A 16,003-nucleotide genomic window follows, 5' to 3' on the forward strand; every position below is an offset into this window, starting at 1 on the left:
GGGGCGTGCCGGTTCGAAAGAACCTGGTACGCCCCGCTTGTGGCGGTGTGCCCGCCGGTGGTGGGTGTTTACGCCACCGCGCGGCGGCCGACGCCCGCCGTCATCGCGGTGAAGCCGGCCCGCAGATGCATGCCGAGCGCCACTGTCACCACGGGGCTGAACCAACCGGCGAGGGTGAACCGGGACTCGTAGCGGCACCGGTCGGGGCCCAGCGGGACGACAGTGTGCGAGCGCAGACTGTGCAGCGCGCCCAGCGGCACCGGCTTCATGGTGTAGCTGAACTCGACGCCCGGGGTGTGGGTACGGATCCATTCCCGCTGCGGACGACGGTTGCTGCCCAGCTGGACCCGCATGTCGATGGGCGAGCCCGGTTCCAGCGTGCTCGACGCCTCGTAGCAGAAGGTGTTCCACTCGCCGTAGCGCTCGAAATCTGTGAGCACCCCCCACACCTTCGCGGCGGGGGCGTCGATCTCGATCGTTTCGTCGATGACTAGAGACATGTGTGAAAACTAGGACATGTTCTAGTTTTCGGCAACCGCATCAGACGAAGCGCCGGCGGAACTTGCGCAGCGCGTCGATGATCACGGCCGAGGCCGCTGTCACCGCGAACAACCCGAGGACGGTGCGCGCGAGCGGCCAGAGGTTGGGTCGGTCGGCCGGGTCGGTCTGGGCGAAGACGTTCTCGACCACCGGTGCGCCGTACTCCTGACGCCGCGAGTTCACGTCCACGGCGGTGAACGCGATATCGGCCATCACGCCGCAGCGAGCACGGGAGAACTCGTCGTCGCGCAGCTGACACGAGGCGTGGATACGCCGGTTCAGCGCCGCGTCCACCGAGCGGCGGGCCCACCCGCCGAGGGGTTCGTCGACCCGCTCGGCGTAGCGCAGTACGTCATAGCCCAGGTCGTGCGCCTTACACGCCGACTCGAACTCGGCGGGCAGCGTCACCGGTGAGGAGCAGCCGCCGTTCGGGTTCACCAGTAAGCCGTCCAGCTGGACGGGGTCGTAACCGAACTTGTAGCCGAAATCGCGGGGGATGAGCGAGGTGGCGTCCGGGCTGTCGTCGATGAGCGCGCGGACCGCGGCGGCGGCCGCGACGTTCTCGCTGCCGGCCGGGGTGGTGCCGCCCATGGCGCCCGGTGCCGACATGACCACGGCGGCGGCCATGGCCAGCCCGGCCGTGCACAGCGCGACACCGCTACGACGGCGGTGCTGCGCGGAATCGGGGGACGGCGCGGAGGCGGCGGAATCTGCGGTACGGGCCCGAGCAGCGGCGGGTACCGGGCGAAGCGGGGTGTTCATGGCCTCCGACGGTAAGGAGCGGGTCACGCGGCGGGCATCCCGCTACGGACTTGTTTATCGGGGCGCGCGGGTGGCAGGCCCGGCGCCGGGGTCACACCAGGGTAGGGGGTCGTATTCGGTTCGTGGGTATGAGGTCCGCTGACCGGACGGTTCGTAGGCTCACTGTCATGACCGCACCACTGCGCCCCGCCGCGCGAGGAATACCCGCGCGCACCTGGTTCGACTTCGCAACGGTGCTGGTCGCGCTGATTTTGTACAGCATCGCGTGGCCGACGTTGTTCGTCACCCACGAGGTCTCGCCGGTCACCGCGCCCCTGCTGTCGGCCCTGGCGGCCTTCCCCATCCTGTTCGTGCGGGTCAACCCGGCGATGGGGTGGGCGATCTCCGCCGGCGCCGCGCTGCTGTTCTCGATCGGCATGCAGCCGGGTGCCGACAACGATCTGCCCTTCCAGGTCGTGCACATCATCGTGCTGTTCGTGCTGTTGTTCGCGGTGGCGCTGCGGGCCGCGGTGCCGATCGTGGTCGTCGCCTGGGCGGCCACCTCGATGCTGTTCGCCACGACGATGCCCGGCTCGGACACCGGTCCGCTGTGGGGCTGGGCGATGGGGTTCGGCGCGCTGGCCCTGTTCGGCTATCTCGTGCGGATCCTGCTGGCCTCGCGGCGCAAGCTCGAGCGGCAGGAAGAGGTGACCGAGCTCGAGCGCGCGCGCCGGGCGATCCTCGAGGAGAAGGCCCGCATCGCCCGTGACCTGCACGATGTGGTCGCCCACCACATGTCGATGGTCGTGGTGCAGGCGCAGACCGCGCCGTACCGGATCGACGACCTCGACCCGGCCTCGCGCGCCGAGTTCGAGTCGATCGGCGCCACCGCCCGCACCGCGCTCAACGAGATCCGGGGCCTGCTCGGGGTGTTGCGCAGTGACGGCCAGCTGCCCGAACACGCGCCGCAGCCGCGCGCCTCGGACGTGCCCGCCCTGTGCGCGTCGGCTCTGCGTGCGGGTCTGCCCGTCGACTGGACGGTGACCGGGGATCTGGAATCGGTGCCGGAGACGACCGGGCTGGTCGTCTATCGGGTCGTGCAGGAGTCGATGGCCAACTGCGCGCGGCACGCACCGGGTGCCGCGGTGCACGTCGCGGTGGCGGTCGATCCCGGAGAGGTGAGCGTGACCGTGCACAACGCGGCGACCGCCACGGTGCCCCAGCCCGGTGCTGGCGGTGGTCACGGCATCGACGGCATGCGCACCCGCGTGGTCGCGGTCGGCGGTGAGCTGCACGTGGCGCCCACGCTCAGCGGCGGATTCGAGGTCTCGGTGACATTGCCCACCCACTAGGGTGACTGGGTGGCTATTACCGTTTTGATCGCCGACGACCAGGCGATGGTGCGCCAGGGTTTCGGCGCCCTGCTGGGTGCGCAGACCGATATCAGCGTCGTCGGCGACGCGCCCGACGGCAAGGTGGCGGTGGCCGAGGCCAAGCGGCTGCGTCCCGACGTGGTGCTGATGGATGTGCGGATGCCGGAGATGAACGGTCTCGACGCCGCCCGCGCGATCCTCACCGCGAATCTCGATCCGCCGGTGCGGGTGCTCATGCTCACCACCTTCGACATCGACGACTACGTCTACGAGGCACTGAGCATCGGGGCGAGCGGGTTCCTGCTCAAGGACGCGCCCGCCGAGGAATTGGTGCGTGCGGTGCGGGTGGTCGCCGACGGTGAGGCGCTGCTCGCGCCGACGATCACCCGCAGGCTCATCGCCGACGTCACCCGCAGGCGCAATACCGTGCGGGCCGCCCCGGCGCCCGCGCTCGGCACCCTGACTCCCCGTGAACGCGAGGTGCTGGAACTGGTGGCCAAGGGGTTGTCGAACACCGAGATCGCCGCGGCACTGTTCGTGGCCGAGCAGACCGTGAAAACCCATGTCTCCAAGGTCTTCTCGAAGCTCGGGCTGCGCGACCGCGCCCAGGCGGTGGTCCTGGCGTATGAATCCGGCCTGGTCGTTCCCGGCTGAGCCGGTGCGCTCAGCGCGGGCAGACGCCGCCGCGCAGGTTCGGCAGGTGCCGGGCCAGCAACAGCGCCATCCGGTCGAGCAGTGCGGTGGTGTCGTCGAACGAGCCCGAATCGGCTTGTGCCGCAAGGGCGACCGCGAGCTGACCGCTGCCCACGGGTACCAGTCCGAACTGGCGCACGGTGTAGACCCCGGTGACGTCGTCGGGACCCCAGCCGCCCTTGAACTCGGTGTCGTCGAGCAGGCCGAGACCCCATCCCTGATCCTCGGTGATCTCACCCATCAGCGAGGTGACGACCTCGGCCTGCGGCAGGCACGGCAGTCGCGACGCGAACCGCACCTGGTTGGCCAGCGACCATTCGGTACCGCCGAAGGAGGTGCCGTCGAGTTCGGTGCGAGTGCCCGACTTGCCGGTGGCCGCGTCGCCCGCCTCGTCGAGGATCTGCTGCACCGCGTCGGCGGCTTCCGGTGCGTCACCGAGGGATTCCCACAGGCCTTCGGCGGCGTCGTTGTCCGACACCGTGATCGCGGCCTCCACCATCTCGAAGATCGACTGGTCGGAGTCGTGGCGCAACGCGGCGACCGCGAGCGGGATCTTGATCGTGGACCAGGCGATGCCGGTGGTCCAGTCGCCGTAGATCGTCATCCGGCCGCCGCCGACCGGCATCAAGGCCATGCCGACCTGGCCCGGCAGCTTCGACTGCAAGAGGGTGAACTCCGCGGCCAGCGAATCGGGCAGCCCGATCGACAGACCGGGATGCCACGCGTCTTCGCTGTTGACGGTGACCGTGGGCGCGCTCACCGCCGTCGGGGTGCCCGGCGTGGCACACGAGGTGGACAGTGCGGCAGTTGCCAGCACCCCACAGAGCAGCAGCCTGCGACAGGCAGCCGTCGTTCCGGTCGACTTCACCACCGAATCCTCCCCACCACCCATTGCGCGTGCTCCGGCGGTGCAAACTTCTCGTCGAACGCGTCCGGTCACACCCGGACGACTGTTAGCAAGTTTCACCGATTTTCGGCGAGAATTCGAATGAACGTGGTCACACGGTCGGAAGGGGGTCGTAGTGCACGACATCGGTGAGGTGTTCGCGGGGTTCACCATCGAGGCGATGCTGGGCCAGGGCGGCATGGGCACGGTGTATCTGGCCCGGCATCCGCGCCTGGACCGGCTCACCGCGCTCAAGCTGCTCAACCGGGATCTGTTCGCCGACGAGCGCGTTCGCGCGCGGTTCGAACGGGAGGCCGATCTCGCCGCCGGGCTCGACCATCCCGGCATCGTCACCGTCTTCGACCGGGGGACCGAGGGCGAACAACTCTGGATCAGCATGCAGTACGTCGACGGGATCGACGCGGCGACGGTGGACCCGATGGCGCTGCCACCCGAGCGGGCCGTGCAGATCGTCGAAGGGGTCGCCGACGCGCTGGACTACGCGCACGGCAGGGGAGTGCTGCACCGAGATGTGAAGCCCGCCAACATCTTGCTGGCCCGCTCCACCGGAGGCCAGGGCGAGCGGGTCTTCCTTACCGACTTCGGCATCGCCCGGCTCCGCGCCGACTCCACCCACCTCACCCAGCAGGGAATGTTCACCGCGACACTGGCTTACGCGTCACCGGAGCAGATGACCGGCGCCGAGCTCGATCATCGCTCCGACCAGTACTCGTTGGCGTGTTCGCTGTACTGGTTGTTCACCGGACTGGCGCCCTTCGACTCCGCCGACCCGAACGAGATCATCCGCGGAACCCTCTACGCCCCGCCGCCGCCCTTGGCGCTGCGTCGCGCGGGTCTGCCGCCGATCATGGATGCCGTCCTCGCCGCTGCGATGGCGAAACATCCTGCGGCACGGTTCGATTCCTGCGCCGCGTTCGCCAAGGCGGCCCGCCAGGCGCTGACCTCCACGACCCCACCGGTCCTGCCGCGCCCGCCCGCGAACCCGGTGCCGGGTTACTACCCGCCCGCCCCGCAGCAAGGCCCCGCCGCGCCTTTCGCGCCGCCCGGTATGGCACCGCCCGGGTATCAAGGCGCACCCGGACAGCCTGCGCCACAACCTCATTGGCAACCACCCTCACGGCCTTTCGGAGCTGTCCCGCCGGTCGCTCCGCGCCCGGCTGCGCCCAGCGGTGCGGTGCCGCCCGGCGAAGTACCTCCGGTGGCTCAGCGTCCGGCCGCGAGTCCGGTTGCCGGACAGCCGAATGCGCGCCGATCCGGGTCCGCTGCGCCTGGTGCGGCGCCCCTGGCTGCCGCTGCGCCTGTGGTCGCGGCCTCGGCTGCGGTGCCGCCATCCGCGGGCGTGCAGCGCCCCGCGCCGGGGGTCGCCGAAGCTGTGGCGGTGCCCGTGGTCGATGCCGGAATATCTTCCAGCCCAGTCTCTCTCGACAAGCCGTCATCCACGGCGGCTCGATCGGACACCGCCGCAGCGACCGGCGGTGCGGAGTCCGGCGAGGTATCGGCCACTGCGGCAACCGATGTCGTGTCGATGCGCGACGCGGGCGAGCTGGACGCGGCGAACGCGGCGGCCCTGACCGAGGTGACGTCGATCGCTGGGGCCTCGAAGGCGGCCCCAGCCGCGCCTGTGGCGCCGGAGGGAGCCGCAGGGCAGTCCAGCCAGCCGGGACAGCCTGGTAGCGCAGCACAGGGCAATGCGGGTCAGCCGAGCAATCCGGGTCAGCCGGGTAATGCCGGTCAGCCGAGCAATGCGCCTCAGCCGAGTATTGCCGGACAGTCGAGCATTGCCGGACAGCTGAGCATTGCCGGTCAGCCGAGCAATCCGGGTCAGCCGGGTAATGCCGGTCAGCCGAGCAATGCGCCTCAGCCGAGCATTGCCGGACAGCCGAGCGGTGCGGGTCAGCCGGGCAGCCCAGGTCAGCCGGGCGGTGCGGGTCAGCCGGGCGGTGCGGGTCAGCCGGGCGGTGCGGGTCAGCCGGGCGGTGCGGGTCAGCCGGGTGGTGCGGGTCAGCCGGGCGGCGCGGGGCCTCAGGTAGACGCGGGGCAGTCGGCGGCGGCGGGGCAGTCGGGTGGTCCGGTCGTGCCGGGTGGTGCGGGTCAGCAGCACGGGGTGGTGCGGTCCGGGCCGAGGGGGCCCTGGATGGTGCCGCATCGGGGGTATTGGCCGGTGCCTCGACGGGTGTCGGGGATGCAGCGGTTCGGGTGGGTTGTGTTGGTGGCACTGGTTCTGGTGCTGGTCGCGTTGGTTGTCGCGTTGGTCGTGGTGGTGTTGCCCGGAGACGACGACGGTCTCGACGTGGAAGACGGCGCGAGCGGGCCGTCGAATTCGGTGGCCGAGGTGGCGGATTCGTTCGCGGAGAGTCGGCGGGTTTTCCCGACCTTGGTTCCGCAGGGGCAGATGAGTGATGGTGTGGGGTATCGGGGGGCGCGGTGTGTGGGGGTGCGCAATGTCAGCGAGCTGGCGTGGAAAGAGGCTGCGTTGCAGTGGACTCCGATCACGACCGGGTGGCAGTGCGAGCGGTCCGACAATCAAGTGGGTGCGCTGAGCTACCTGGTGCTCGAGTACGCGAACGCGAGCCAGGCTCGGTCGGTGCTGGAGGCGGTGCCCGCGACCGTTCGCTACGCGGGGAGCAAGGACGAAGTGCCGTTCTCACTGCAGCGGTGGGTGGTTCCGGATCCGGCGAACATCCGCGTCCAGACCGCGCACCAGGTGTTGAGCTTCCCCGGCGACTCCGCCCGCGCGAGTTACCTTGTCGTGGTGAGTCGCCGGGGCAGCAGCGGCACCGGCGGGGCCACCCGCCCCTCGGCGCAGGACGAGGTCATCGCGTGGTGGGACGAAGTTCCGCTCTGATCGATGACAACGCCGCCCCCGGGGTGGTAGACCCGCGATACCGAGGTGATGGTGCGAGGGAAGGCGTCGCCGCGGCGCCGGGCTGAGATGCCGGGCACCGCGGCGACCGAGGTCAGTCCACTGCCAGCGCGGCCACGATCGGCATCCGCGCCGCGCGCAGGGCGGGCGGGATCGAGCCCAGCAGTGCCAGGCCGAGCGCGACCGCACCGTAGACCGCGATCAGCGGGCTCGGCCGGTAGACGATGTCGATGGTCATCGCATGCCCGATCGCCACCGTGGCCAGATACTGCACCGCGACGCCGACGAGCAGACCGATGGCCGCGCCGATGAATCCGATACCCGCGGCTTCGGCGAGCACCGAGCGCAGGAGGAACTTGCGGTTGGTGCCCATGGCGCGCAGCACCCCCAGCTCCCTGCGTCGCTCCAGGACCGACAGCATCAGGGTGTTCAGCAACGCCACCGTCGCCACCAGGACGACGATCCACAGGATCATGTTGCTCATCGCCGCACCCTGCTGGACGCTCGAGGAGATCGCGTCGACCATGTCGGCGCCGGTGTCGACATGGATTTCGCGGGGAACCATCGAGCGGACCGCGGCCTGCACCGTGTCGGGGTCGGCGCCGGGCGAATACTGGATCGACAGGATCGTCTCGCCGGGTCGCTGATACCACTCCCGCATCTGGTCGAGATTCATCATCACCACGCCGGAGACGGCGGTGAAGTACGGAATCACTTGCAGCACAGCTGTTTTGCGCTCACCGGAGGGGGTGGGCATGGTGATCTCGTCGCCGACGGCAAGCGAGAGCGACCGTGCCACGTCACGGGTGATGACCACACCTTCGCGCCGCTCCATCCGGTCGATCACCGCCCGATCGACCGCGCCGAGACGGGTATCGGAGGTACTCGGCGGATAGCCCTGCAACATCACCCGACCGCTGCCGATGGTCGCGAAGGCCATCTGGGCGGGGCTCACCCGTTCCACGCCGGGGACGTTCGCGACCCGTGTGGCCAGGCCGTCGGGCAGGACCGGCCCGGTCGGGAACTGCTCGACGGGGCTCGGACTCACGTAAAGATCGGTATCGCCGAGACTTTGGAACGAATCGGTCGCCGACTTCACCATGTTGCCCGACGCCCCACCGAGCGCAACCACCGCCGCGACGCCGATCATCACCGTCATCGCGGTGGCCCAGACGCGGCGCGGCGCGCGTTCCAGCGTCGTCGCCCCGAGCGCGCCCGGCGCGCCGAACCAGCGGGCGATCGCCGCGGATCCGCGCACGATCGGACCGGTGGCGGCGAAACACAGGAACACCGTCGCGGTAAACGACGTGGTGATCGCGGCCAGCGACAGTCGCCCGAGGTCGACGAACGCGATGGCCACCGCCGCCGCACCGAGCAGCACACCCGCGGCCAGAGCGACCCAGCGCAACACCGAGTTGGTCGCCGCGGCATCGCTGGCCTCCACCGGCGCCAACGCCTCGACAGGGGCGACCTTGTACACCTGTCTGGCCGCGATCGACGCCGCCAGCACCGTCGCCACCACACACGCGGCGATCGCGACGGGGATCGCGTAGTTCGGCACCTGGAATTCGGTGCGCGCCTCGACCGATTGCACGATCGCGGCGGGCAGCCTGTCGATCGCGAACCGCCCCATCAGCGCACCGATTCCCGCGCCGATCGCCCCGCCGATCAGCCCGAGCACCGCGGCCTCGACGAGCAGATCACGCACCATCGGGGCCCGCTTGCCGCCGATCGCCCGCAACAGCGACAGCGTCGGCCTGCGTTGCGCCACCGCCATACTCATCGCGTTGTAGATCAAGAAGGCCGACACGATCAGCGCCGCCGCCGACGACATCAGCGTGGAATACCGCATGATCTGGATCGCGCCACCGGCCTGCGCGGTGCGCAGACTCGGCTCGGCCACCACGGCCCGGCCGTCCACCGCATCGGTGAGGGCGGTGCGCAGCGCGGCCACATCGGTGCCGGGCCGCACCACGATCTGCACCGAATCGAGCTTGCCCACCCGGTCGGTGAGGAATTGGATCAGCGGCAGCGGACCCGCCACCACGTGTCCGCTGTTGAGCCGGTCGGTCGCCTCGGAGTCGAGGACGGCAGCCACCTTCGCCGTGCCTGCCCCGATCGGTACGGGGTCGCCCTCGCGCAGACCCATGGCCGCGCCGACCAGCACGCCGCGCTCGGTGCTGAGCAGCTTGGTGGTGTACTGCGACATCGGCCCGGCCAGATCGCTGCCGAGCGCGCCGATATTCTGATCCGCGCCGATCAGCAGTGCCCGGTCAGGGCCGGCGCCGAGCGTGCCGCGCAGCATCGGCACCGCCGTCGCCACACCGGGTGTCGCGGCGATCCGGGGTAGCAGTGACTGTTCGAAGCCCGCGTCGGTGATACCGGTGATCTCGAGTTCGGCGGTGCCCGCCAGACCCTTGGTGAGCTTGTCGACCGACCCGGTGACCGACCCGGAGATGCTCAGCACCGCGACGATCAGCGCGGCCGAGACTCCCATCACGGCTCCCGACATCAGGGTGCGGCCGGGATGGCGGAGCAGTTCACCGAAGTTGAACAGCCGCAATCGATCGATGGCGGCGGCGATCATGCGTCGACTCGCGAAGCGACGCGCTCGTCCGCGCCGATCTGACCGTCGCGCAAGGTGATCACCCGGTCGCAGTAGTCGACGGAGCTCATGTCGTGCGTCACCATCACCACCGAGTTGCCCTGCGCGGTGATGTCGCCCAGCAGCGCGAGGATCGCGGCGCCGGTCTTGGAGTCGAGGTTGCCGGTCGGTTCGTCGGCCAGGATCAGCGGCGGATCCATGATCAGCGCTCTGGCCACCGCCACGCGCTGCATCTGCCCACCGGAGAGCTCCGCGGGCCGGTGCTGCGCGCGATCGCCGAGGCCGACGAGATCGAGCAGTTCCAGCGCGCGCGGCTTGGCCTTGCGTAAGCCGGTGCCGTCCAACAGCTTCGGCACGGCGACGTTCTCCCAGGCCGAGAGGGTGGGGAGCAAGTTGAAGAACTGGAAGATGAAGCCGACCTGCTCGAGCCGGAACGCGGCCTGCTGGTCTTCGTCGAGATCGCCGATCTCGGTGCCGCGGAAACGAATCGAGCCCTCATCGGGACGATCGAGCGCCCCGAGCAGGTGCAGCAGGGTGCTCTTGCCGGAACCCGACGGCCCGATGATCGAGGTGAACTGGCCTGCTTCGATGCGCATGCTCACCTCGTCGAGCGCGCGGACTTCCTGATCACCGACGCGATACTGCTTGACCACCCGGGTCAACTCCAGCATCGGCTGCTGTGGCGATTCGATGTCGGGCATATCTTGTCCCCCAGGGAGTTTCGGGTTTCAGCGTGCGAGTGCGCGGTCGCGGGTAGTCTGCCCGATCGCCGGGCGTGCGTCGAGAAGCCCACGCAGGGCCGGTTGTTCGGCGGCCAGCTCGAGATAGGCCTCCATCGGGGTGCGGCCGTCGATCTCGGCCAGTTCGAGTTTGACGCGCAGATGATTGTCCCAGCGGTTGGCCAGCGCCTGTAGCAGGCCGTCGACTCCGCCGAAGAGCGTGTCGAGCTCGGCGAGGCCGGCGAACAGGGCCGGGTCGTTCGGGTCGACGGCTGCCCTGGCGAGCACGGTGTGCACGATCTCGGTGCGGTGGTGTAGATCGGTCCAGGTCATGGGCTTCACCTTCCGTGAGCGGGTGAATCGAACGTTACGGGCGGCGAACGGCCGAATCGTCGTCCCGGGGACCCGACTTCTTCTCCTACCCAGGTAGGAGATCGGTACCGTTCGCGGGACGATGCTCGCCCGGTAGGTGGCGACTAGCCTTACATCATGGATGTGAGCCACGCCATCCCCGCGAAGGCGCCGGGCCGAGTGAGCCTGCGGCAGCGGTTCGCGGCCAGAGCTGCGGTGCCGCGATTGCTCACCACCGTCCGCGAACGTATCGAATCGTTGCCCTACGACTATCCGCCCGCGGTGATCCTGGCCGCCGACCTCGCGCTGCTGGTGGTCACCGGTGCGGCAGTGATCCAGCGGCACGCGTACTTCCCGAGTGTGCTGCCGCTGCTGGCGATGGCCACCGCGTTCCTGCCGATTCCGCTGTTCGCGATCTTCCGGGTGAATCCGCACCCCGTGCTGCTGAAGGGCAGCGCGCTGGCTTCCTGCGCCCTGTTCCTGTTGCAGCCGGTCAACGCCGACTTCGCGCCGTTCGTGCTGGTGATCGTCGCCGGTGAGGTGGCCGCGGTCGCCTCGCGCGGGTGGACCATCGGATTCACCCTGCTCGCGATCCTCGAACTGGTCGCGTTCGACGTGGCCGGGCACGTGCACTGGGGTGAGCAGCCGCTGCAAGGACTACCGATGTATGTGATCGGCATCCTGCTCGGCATGTTCGTCGGGGTGATGCTGCAGTATCAGCGGCGTTTCCTGTATCAGGAGCGCGAGAATCAAGCGATCCGCTCCGGTCAGGCCGCCGACGAGGAACGGCGCCGGATCGCCCGCGAAGTCCATGATGTGATCGCCCATTCGCTCTCGATCACCCTGCTGCATCTGACCGCCGCCCGCCGCGCGCTCCAGACCGACGACGACGTCACCGAGGCGGTGGAAGCGCTCGTCGAGGCCGAACGCCTCGGCCGCCAGGCGATGGCCGACATCCGGCGCACCGTCGGCATGCTCGACGCGGGCCCGGCGCAACTGGCTCCCGAGCCGGGCGCCGCCGATATCGACGAACTCGTCGGCGACTTCCGCCGCGCCGGGCTCACCGTCGACTACGCGCGCACCGGCGACCTGACCACCGTCTCCGGCGCCATCGGCCACGCGCTCTACCGGATCGGTCAGGAATCGCTGGCCAACGTCATCAAGCACGCGCCGGGCGCGCCCGCCACGGTGCGCTTCGACGTCTCGGCCGAGGCGGCGACGCTGGTCGTGTCGAATCCGCTGCCGTTCGGGCCCGCGCTGGGCCGCGATACCGGGATGGGACTGCGCGGCATGCGCAAACGCACCGACCTGCTCGGTGGGAAGATCATCGTGGGCACCGGCGACGACGGCTGGACCGTGCGGGTCGGCTTCCCGCTGCGAGCAGGCTCGTGCGCCGCCCTTTCGGCCGTGCTGCCGGGCAAGCTCTGGCACAGACCCCAGGAGGACACGTGACGACCGCTTCGCCGATCGAGCAGCTGGTGACAGTGCTCGTGGTCGACGACCAGGAACTCGTACGCGGCGGATTGCGTCGCATCCTGCGGCGTCGCGACGGTTTCACCATCAACGAGTGCGCCGACGGCGACGAGGTCGCAGCCGCCGTCGCCGCGCAACGACCCGATGTGGTGCTGATGGATCTGCGGATGAAGCGGGTCGGCGGCATAGATGCGACCCGGTTGCTGCGCGCCCGCCCCGACGCCCCACCGGTGCTGGTGCTCACCACCTTCGACGACGACCAACTTCTCTCCGGCGCGCTGCGCGCGGGCGCCGCGGGCTTTCTGCTCAAGGATTCGCCCGCGGAGGATCTGATCCGCGCGGTCCGCACCGTGGCCGGCGGTGGCGCGTGGCTCGATCCCTCGGTGACGGGACGGGTGCTCACGGCGTACAGAACAGTGAAACCGGTCGGTACCCGAACCGATCGCCGGCTCGGCGAACTCACCGCCCGCGAGTACGAAGTGCTCGAATTGATCGGCTCGGGCCGGGTCAACAGCGAGATCGCCGCCGAACTCGGTATCTCGGAAGTAACCGTGAAAAGCCACGTCGGACACATATTCGGCAAGCTCGACCTGCGCGATCGCGCTGCCGCGATCGTGTTCGCGTTTGACCACGGCGTAGTGACACCGGGAGAATCTTCCTACTGAGAAGCAGGTCCACGGGCCTGCCAGAAGTGGGAGGCGGACGCTGGTGCAGGCACCTGGGTCACGGACGGGGAGCAGATTCGGCCCGTACGAGTTGCGGTCGATGCTGGGCAAAGGCGGGATGGGCGAGGTCTACGAGGCCTACGACACCGGCAAGGACCGAGTGGTCGCTCTGAAGTTGCTGGCCGAGGAGCTCGCGCAAGACCCGGCCTATCAGGTCCGATTCCGGCGCGAATCCCAGGCCGCGGCCAAGCTGGCCGAACCGCACGTGATCCCGATCCATGACTGGGGTGTGATCGACGGGGTCCTCTTCATCGATATGCGCCTGGTTCCCGGCTCCGATCTACGGACCGTGTTGCGCGGAGGCGGGCCGATGAGCCCGGAACGCGCGGTCGCCGTCGTCGAGCAGATCGCCGCCGCGCTCGACGCCGCACACGCGGGCGGGCTGGTGCATCGCGATGTGAAGCCCGCCAACATCCTGGTCACGCCCGCCGATTTCGCCTACCTCGCCGACTTCGGCATCGCGCACACCGAGGGCGACAGCGCGGTGACCCAGGCCGGGATGGCGGTCGGCTCCTACATCTACATGGCGCCGGAGCGCTTCGATGTCGGCCCGATCTCCCACCGCGCCGACGTCTACTCACTGGCCTGCGTCCTGCACGAATGCCTCACCGGTGCTTCGCCCTTCCCCGCGGCGAGCATGAGCGTGCTGGTCCGCGCGCACCTGTCCGAGGCCCCGCCGCGGCCGAGCGAGCTGTTGCACGGGATACCCGGCGCACTCGACGACGTCATCGGGACCGGCATGGCCAAGGATCCGGCCGATCGCTACGCGTCGGCCGGTGCGTTGGCTGTCGCCGCTCGCCGAGCGCTGGCTTCGGCCGTGCGGGAAGCCGGTGCGCCCGCGCCATCGGGTGCTTTCGCGTCGTACGACGGGGCCCGCCGCGTCCCCGGTGGCCACGATGTGACTCCAGGTTCTTCGTCCGGTCCCACGCTCCGCAGTTCCGCAGGCGCGCCATCGGGTGCCCCGCAAGGTGGCCCGGGCTCGGCTCCCGGGCGCGGTTTCGCCGCCGCCGCCGGTTTCGCCGCCGGTGTGGGACGCGGTGCCGCCGGGGCGCCGACCGGTGCTCCCGGCGGACCGGCCGGTGCCGAGCGTGGTGGCCACGCGGGGTCCGCGGCCGGTCCAGCGCGTGCGGTGCCCATCGGTGCCGCGAGTGGTGCCCGTAAGGACGCCCCCGTCTCGGAGGAGCCCGCCGACGTCGAGCAGGTGCCGACGCCGACCGGGGAGTTCCGCGTGATCGGCGCGGTGACCGCGACCGGCGGTGTGGAGACCTCGCGCAGCCAGTCGACCGCGACCGGCGCCCAGCCCACCTTGATCATCCGCCCGCCCGAGGCGCGCCCCGGGGCATCGGACACCACCGGTTTCCGCCGTGTTCCCGCCGAGGGCACCGGCGAGATCTCGATACCCGCGGTGATCCAGCCGACCGGCCCCGCCGAAATCCGGCCCGCCGACACCTACTTCGCGCCCCTGCCGTCGGCCGATGAGCCGGAGGCCCCCGAGCCGCCCCCGGCTTACACCCCCGACCAGGGCCTCCCGCGGATGCGTCCCTTCCCGGACGCGCACCTCTACGACGGTGCGCAGCCGGGCGAAACGTCTGCTCCCCTCCTGCAGCCACCGCGGCCCGCGTCGGCCACCCCGTACCCGGCGCCCACCGGACCGCACCGCCTCCCGCCGCAGCAGGATCCCCACCGAGGCGCCCCTACCCAGCGTTACTCCGGCGAACACCCCCTCCCGGCGGCCTACACCCCGCCCACGGAGCAGTACCTCCCGCCGGCATCGCACCCCAACCCCCGGTTCCCCGCTCCCACACCGGAATTCGACGCACCCCGCCCGAACTCGGCTGCCCCCTTCGTGGCTCCCACCCAGCGGTTCGGTGCGGAACAGAACGGCCCCGAGGACCGGTTCGCCAGTCCCGCAGGACCTTTCGGCGGCCCGCCGGACGACGGATTCGACGGCGCTCCCGGCCATGGCCGAGGCGATGCGTTCGGCCCGCCGACCGAGCAGTACAACCCCGCCGCCTTCGCGCCGCCGACGCAGAAGTTCGGCGGCGATCTCGACGATCCGCGAGACCGATTCGGTGGTCCCCCCGAGCGTTTCGACGAGGACGCCGACGACCGGTTCGGTGGTCCGCCCGCGCAGTACGCACCGGCGACCGAGCAGTACGACCCCGCCGACATGCAACGGTCGGCGCCGACCCAGCATTACGGGGCCGACGAACTCGATCCGCAGCGTTGGCAGCCGACACATCAATACCGTGGCGGTGCCGCGCCTTTCGCTGCCCATCAGGCCCCGCCGGAGTTCGAGGATCCGGCCAGGGCGGCCGCGACCCGGCAGTACGTGGGTCAGGAGAACGCGTACTCCGACTACGACGAACCGCCCAGTGCCTACGGCGATCACGCCTATCGCGATCCGGCATACGACCCCGGCTACGGGCCTGACCCGGCCTATGGACCCGACCCCGCGTACGGTCCCGATCCGGCCTGGGCGCACCAGGATTCGGAGCGTAGGCGATCGGTTCTGCTGCCGGTGCTGGCCGGTGTCTTCGCCGTCCTGGTACTCGCGGTCGGTGGCGCGATCGGTTGGCGCATGATGTCGGCCGCCGATCCCGCCGAGACCTCCACAGCCGCACCGATTTCGCAGGCGCCGGGCGGTTCCGGCCAACCCGCGGGCACGACCCCGCGCGCGACCACGGCCGCTCCCACCACCTCGGCGGGACCGGCCACCTTGCCCGCGGGTGCGCAGCCCTGTGAAACCGGCACTGCCACAGGCTCTTACAGCAAGGTCGCCGTCGGCAGCGCGGTCACCAGCTGCGGTTTCGCCGAAGCGGTCCGGGAGGCCTACGCCGGCGGCGGTACGGGAGCCCGCTCAGTGGTGGCGACCAGCCCGGTGACCGGCCGCACCTACACGATGACGTGCGCACCGGAGGGCAAACTCGTCACCTGCACCGGCGGTGAGAACGCCGTGGTCTACGTCTACTGACCCGAAACGACCGCGGCCCCCGATATCTCGGGGGCCGCG

General features: G+C 70.1%; 12 protein-coding genes. 6 read left to right on the top strand and 6 right to left on the bottom strand.

Annotation, left to right across the window (positions count from 1 at the left end; translation table 11 throughout):
- Positions 1-68: 68 nt before the first annotated feature.
- Both ACWGCN_RS07495 and ACWGCN_RS07500 read right to left on the bottom strand, forming a co-directional pair.
- Positions 69-500, bottom strand: coding sequence for an SRPBCC family protein (locus ACWGCN_RS07495; RefSeq protein WP_452458414.1), 432 nt, complete (start codon positions 498-500; stop codon positions 69-71).
- A 40-nt stretch (positions 501-540) separates the two neighbouring features.
- Positions 541-1,302 carry a hypothetical protein gene (locus ACWGCN_RS07500; RefSeq protein WP_379317129.1) on the bottom strand — a complete coding sequence of 254 codons (762 nt, stop codon included), beginning with the start codon at positions 1,300-1,302 and terminating at the stop codon, positions 541-543.
- 167 nt (positions 1,303-1,469) lie between these two features.
- Here ACWGCN_RS07500 and ACWGCN_RS07505 point away from each other — a divergent pair, with 167 nt between their 5' ends.
- Together ACWGCN_RS07505 and ACWGCN_RS07510 are read left to right on the top strand one after the other, a co-directional pair.
- The gene (locus ACWGCN_RS07505; RefSeq protein ID WP_452458413.1) at positions 1,470-2,633 is read left to right on the top strand and encodes a sensor histidine kinase; all 1,164 of its coding nucleotides are present in this window, start codon (positions 1,470-1,472) and stop codon (positions 2,631-2,633) included.
- Positions 2,634-2,642: 9 nt separating this feature from the next.
- The gene (locus ACWGCN_RS07510) at positions 2,643-3,308 is read left to right on the top strand and encodes a response regulator transcription factor (RefSeq protein WP_358105204.1); all 666 of its coding nucleotides are present in this window, start codon (positions 2,643-2,645) and stop codon (positions 3,306-3,308) included.
- A gap of 10 nt (positions 3,309-3,318) precedes the next feature.
- Here ACWGCN_RS07510 and ACWGCN_RS07515 read toward each other — a convergent pair whose 3' ends face one another.
- The gene (locus ACWGCN_RS07515; RefSeq protein ID WP_378991597.1) at positions 3,319-4,215 is read right to left on the bottom strand and encodes a serine hydrolase; all 897 of its coding nucleotides are present in this window, start codon (positions 4,213-4,215) and stop codon (positions 3,319-3,321) included.
- Between the two features lie 154 nt (positions 4,216-4,369).
- Here ACWGCN_RS07515 and ACWGCN_RS07520 point away from each other — a divergent pair, with 154 nt between their 5' ends.
- Complete coding sequence (locus ACWGCN_RS07520; protein WP_452458412.1) at positions 4,370-7,099, top strand: protein kinase domain-containing protein; 2,730 nt, start codon at positions 4,370-4,372, stop codon at positions 7,097-7,099.
- A 112-nt stretch (positions 7,100-7,211) separates the two neighbouring features.
- Here ACWGCN_RS07520 and ACWGCN_RS07525 read toward each other — a convergent pair whose 3' ends face one another.
- Genes ACWGCN_RS07525 through ACWGCN_RS07535 form a run of 3 tightly spaced genes read right to left on the bottom strand, consistent with a single transcriptional unit; the run spans position 7,212 to position 10,774 of the window.
- Positions 7,212-9,704: an ABC transporter permease gene (locus ACWGCN_RS07525; protein WP_452458411.1), complete on the bottom strand. Its 2,493-nt coding sequence runs from the start codon at positions 9,702-9,704 to the stop codon at positions 7,212-7,214.
- A complete protein-coding gene (locus ACWGCN_RS07530; protein WP_378633366.1) occupies positions 9,701-10,423 on the bottom strand; it encodes an ABC transporter ATP-binding protein in 723 nt (240 codons plus the stop codon). The genes ACWGCN_RS07525 and ACWGCN_RS07530 overlap by 4 nt, the downstream gene beginning before the upstream one ends.
- A 27-nt stretch (positions 10,424-10,450) precedes the next feature.
- On the bottom strand, positions 10,451-10,774 hold the full coding sequence (locus ACWGCN_RS07535) for a hypothetical protein (RefSeq protein ID WP_449964479.1): 324 nt from the start codon (positions 10,772-10,774) through the stop codon (positions 10,451-10,453).
- Between the two features lie 156 nt (positions 10,775-10,930).
- Here ACWGCN_RS07535 and ACWGCN_RS07540 point away from each other — a divergent pair, with 156 nt between their 5' ends.
- From ACWGCN_RS07540 to ACWGCN_RS07550, 3 genes are all read left to right on the top strand, one after another.
- Entirely contained in the window at positions 10,931-12,244 is a 1,314-nt protein-coding gene (locus ACWGCN_RS07540; protein WP_452458410.1) for a sensor histidine kinase, read from the top strand.
- On the top strand, positions 12,241-12,930 hold the full coding sequence (locus tag ACWGCN_RS07545) for a response regulator transcription factor (RefSeq protein WP_358063879.1): 690 nt from the start codon (positions 12,241-12,243) through the stop codon (positions 12,928-12,930). The genes ACWGCN_RS07540 and ACWGCN_RS07545 overlap by 4 nt, the downstream gene beginning before the upstream one ends.
- Positions 12,931-13,030: 100 nt before the next feature.
- On the top strand, positions 13,031-15,964 hold the full coding sequence (locus ACWGCN_RS07550) for a protein kinase domain-containing protein (protein WP_452528989.1): 2,934 nt from the start codon (positions 13,031-13,033) through the stop codon (positions 15,962-15,964).
- Positions 15,965-16,003 lie beyond the last annotated feature (39 nt).

This window comes from Nocardia sp. NPDC055050 (assembly GCF_053608345.1).

Excerpts from the sequence above, each read along its gene's own strand:
- ACWGCN_RS07540 (WP_452458410.1), top strand. The coding sequence starts at position 10,931 with ATGGATGTGAGCCACGCCATCCCCGCGAAGGCGCCGGGCCGAGTGAGC.
- ACWGCN_RS07525 (WP_452458411.1), bottom strand. The coding sequence starts at position 9,704 with ATGATCGCCGCCGCCATCGATCGATTGCGGCTGTTCAACTTCGGTGAA.
- ACWGCN_RS07535 (WP_449964479.1), bottom strand. The coding sequence starts at position 10,774 with ATGACCTGGACCGATCTACACCACCGCACCGAGATCGTGCACACCGTG.
- ACWGCN_RS07495 (WP_452458414.1), bottom strand. The coding sequence starts at position 500 with ATGTCTCTAGTCATCGACGAAACGATCGAGATCGACGCCCCCGCCGCG.
- ACWGCN_RS07550 (WP_452528989.1), top strand. The coding sequence starts at position 13,031 with ATGCTGGGCAAAGGCGGGATGGGCGAGGTCTACGAGGCCTACGACACC.
- ACWGCN_RS07530 (WP_378633366.1), bottom strand. The coding sequence starts at position 10,423 with ATGCCCGACATCGAATCGCCACAGCAGCCGATGCTGGAGTTGACCCGG.
- ACWGCN_RS07505 (WP_452458413.1), top strand. The coding sequence starts at position 1,470 with ATGACCGCACCACTGCGCCCCGCCGCGCGAGGAATACCCGCGCGCACC.
- ACWGCN_RS07500 (WP_379317129.1), bottom strand. The coding sequence starts at position 1,302 with ATGAACACCCCGCTTCGCCCGGTACCCGCCGCTGCTCGGGCCCGTACC.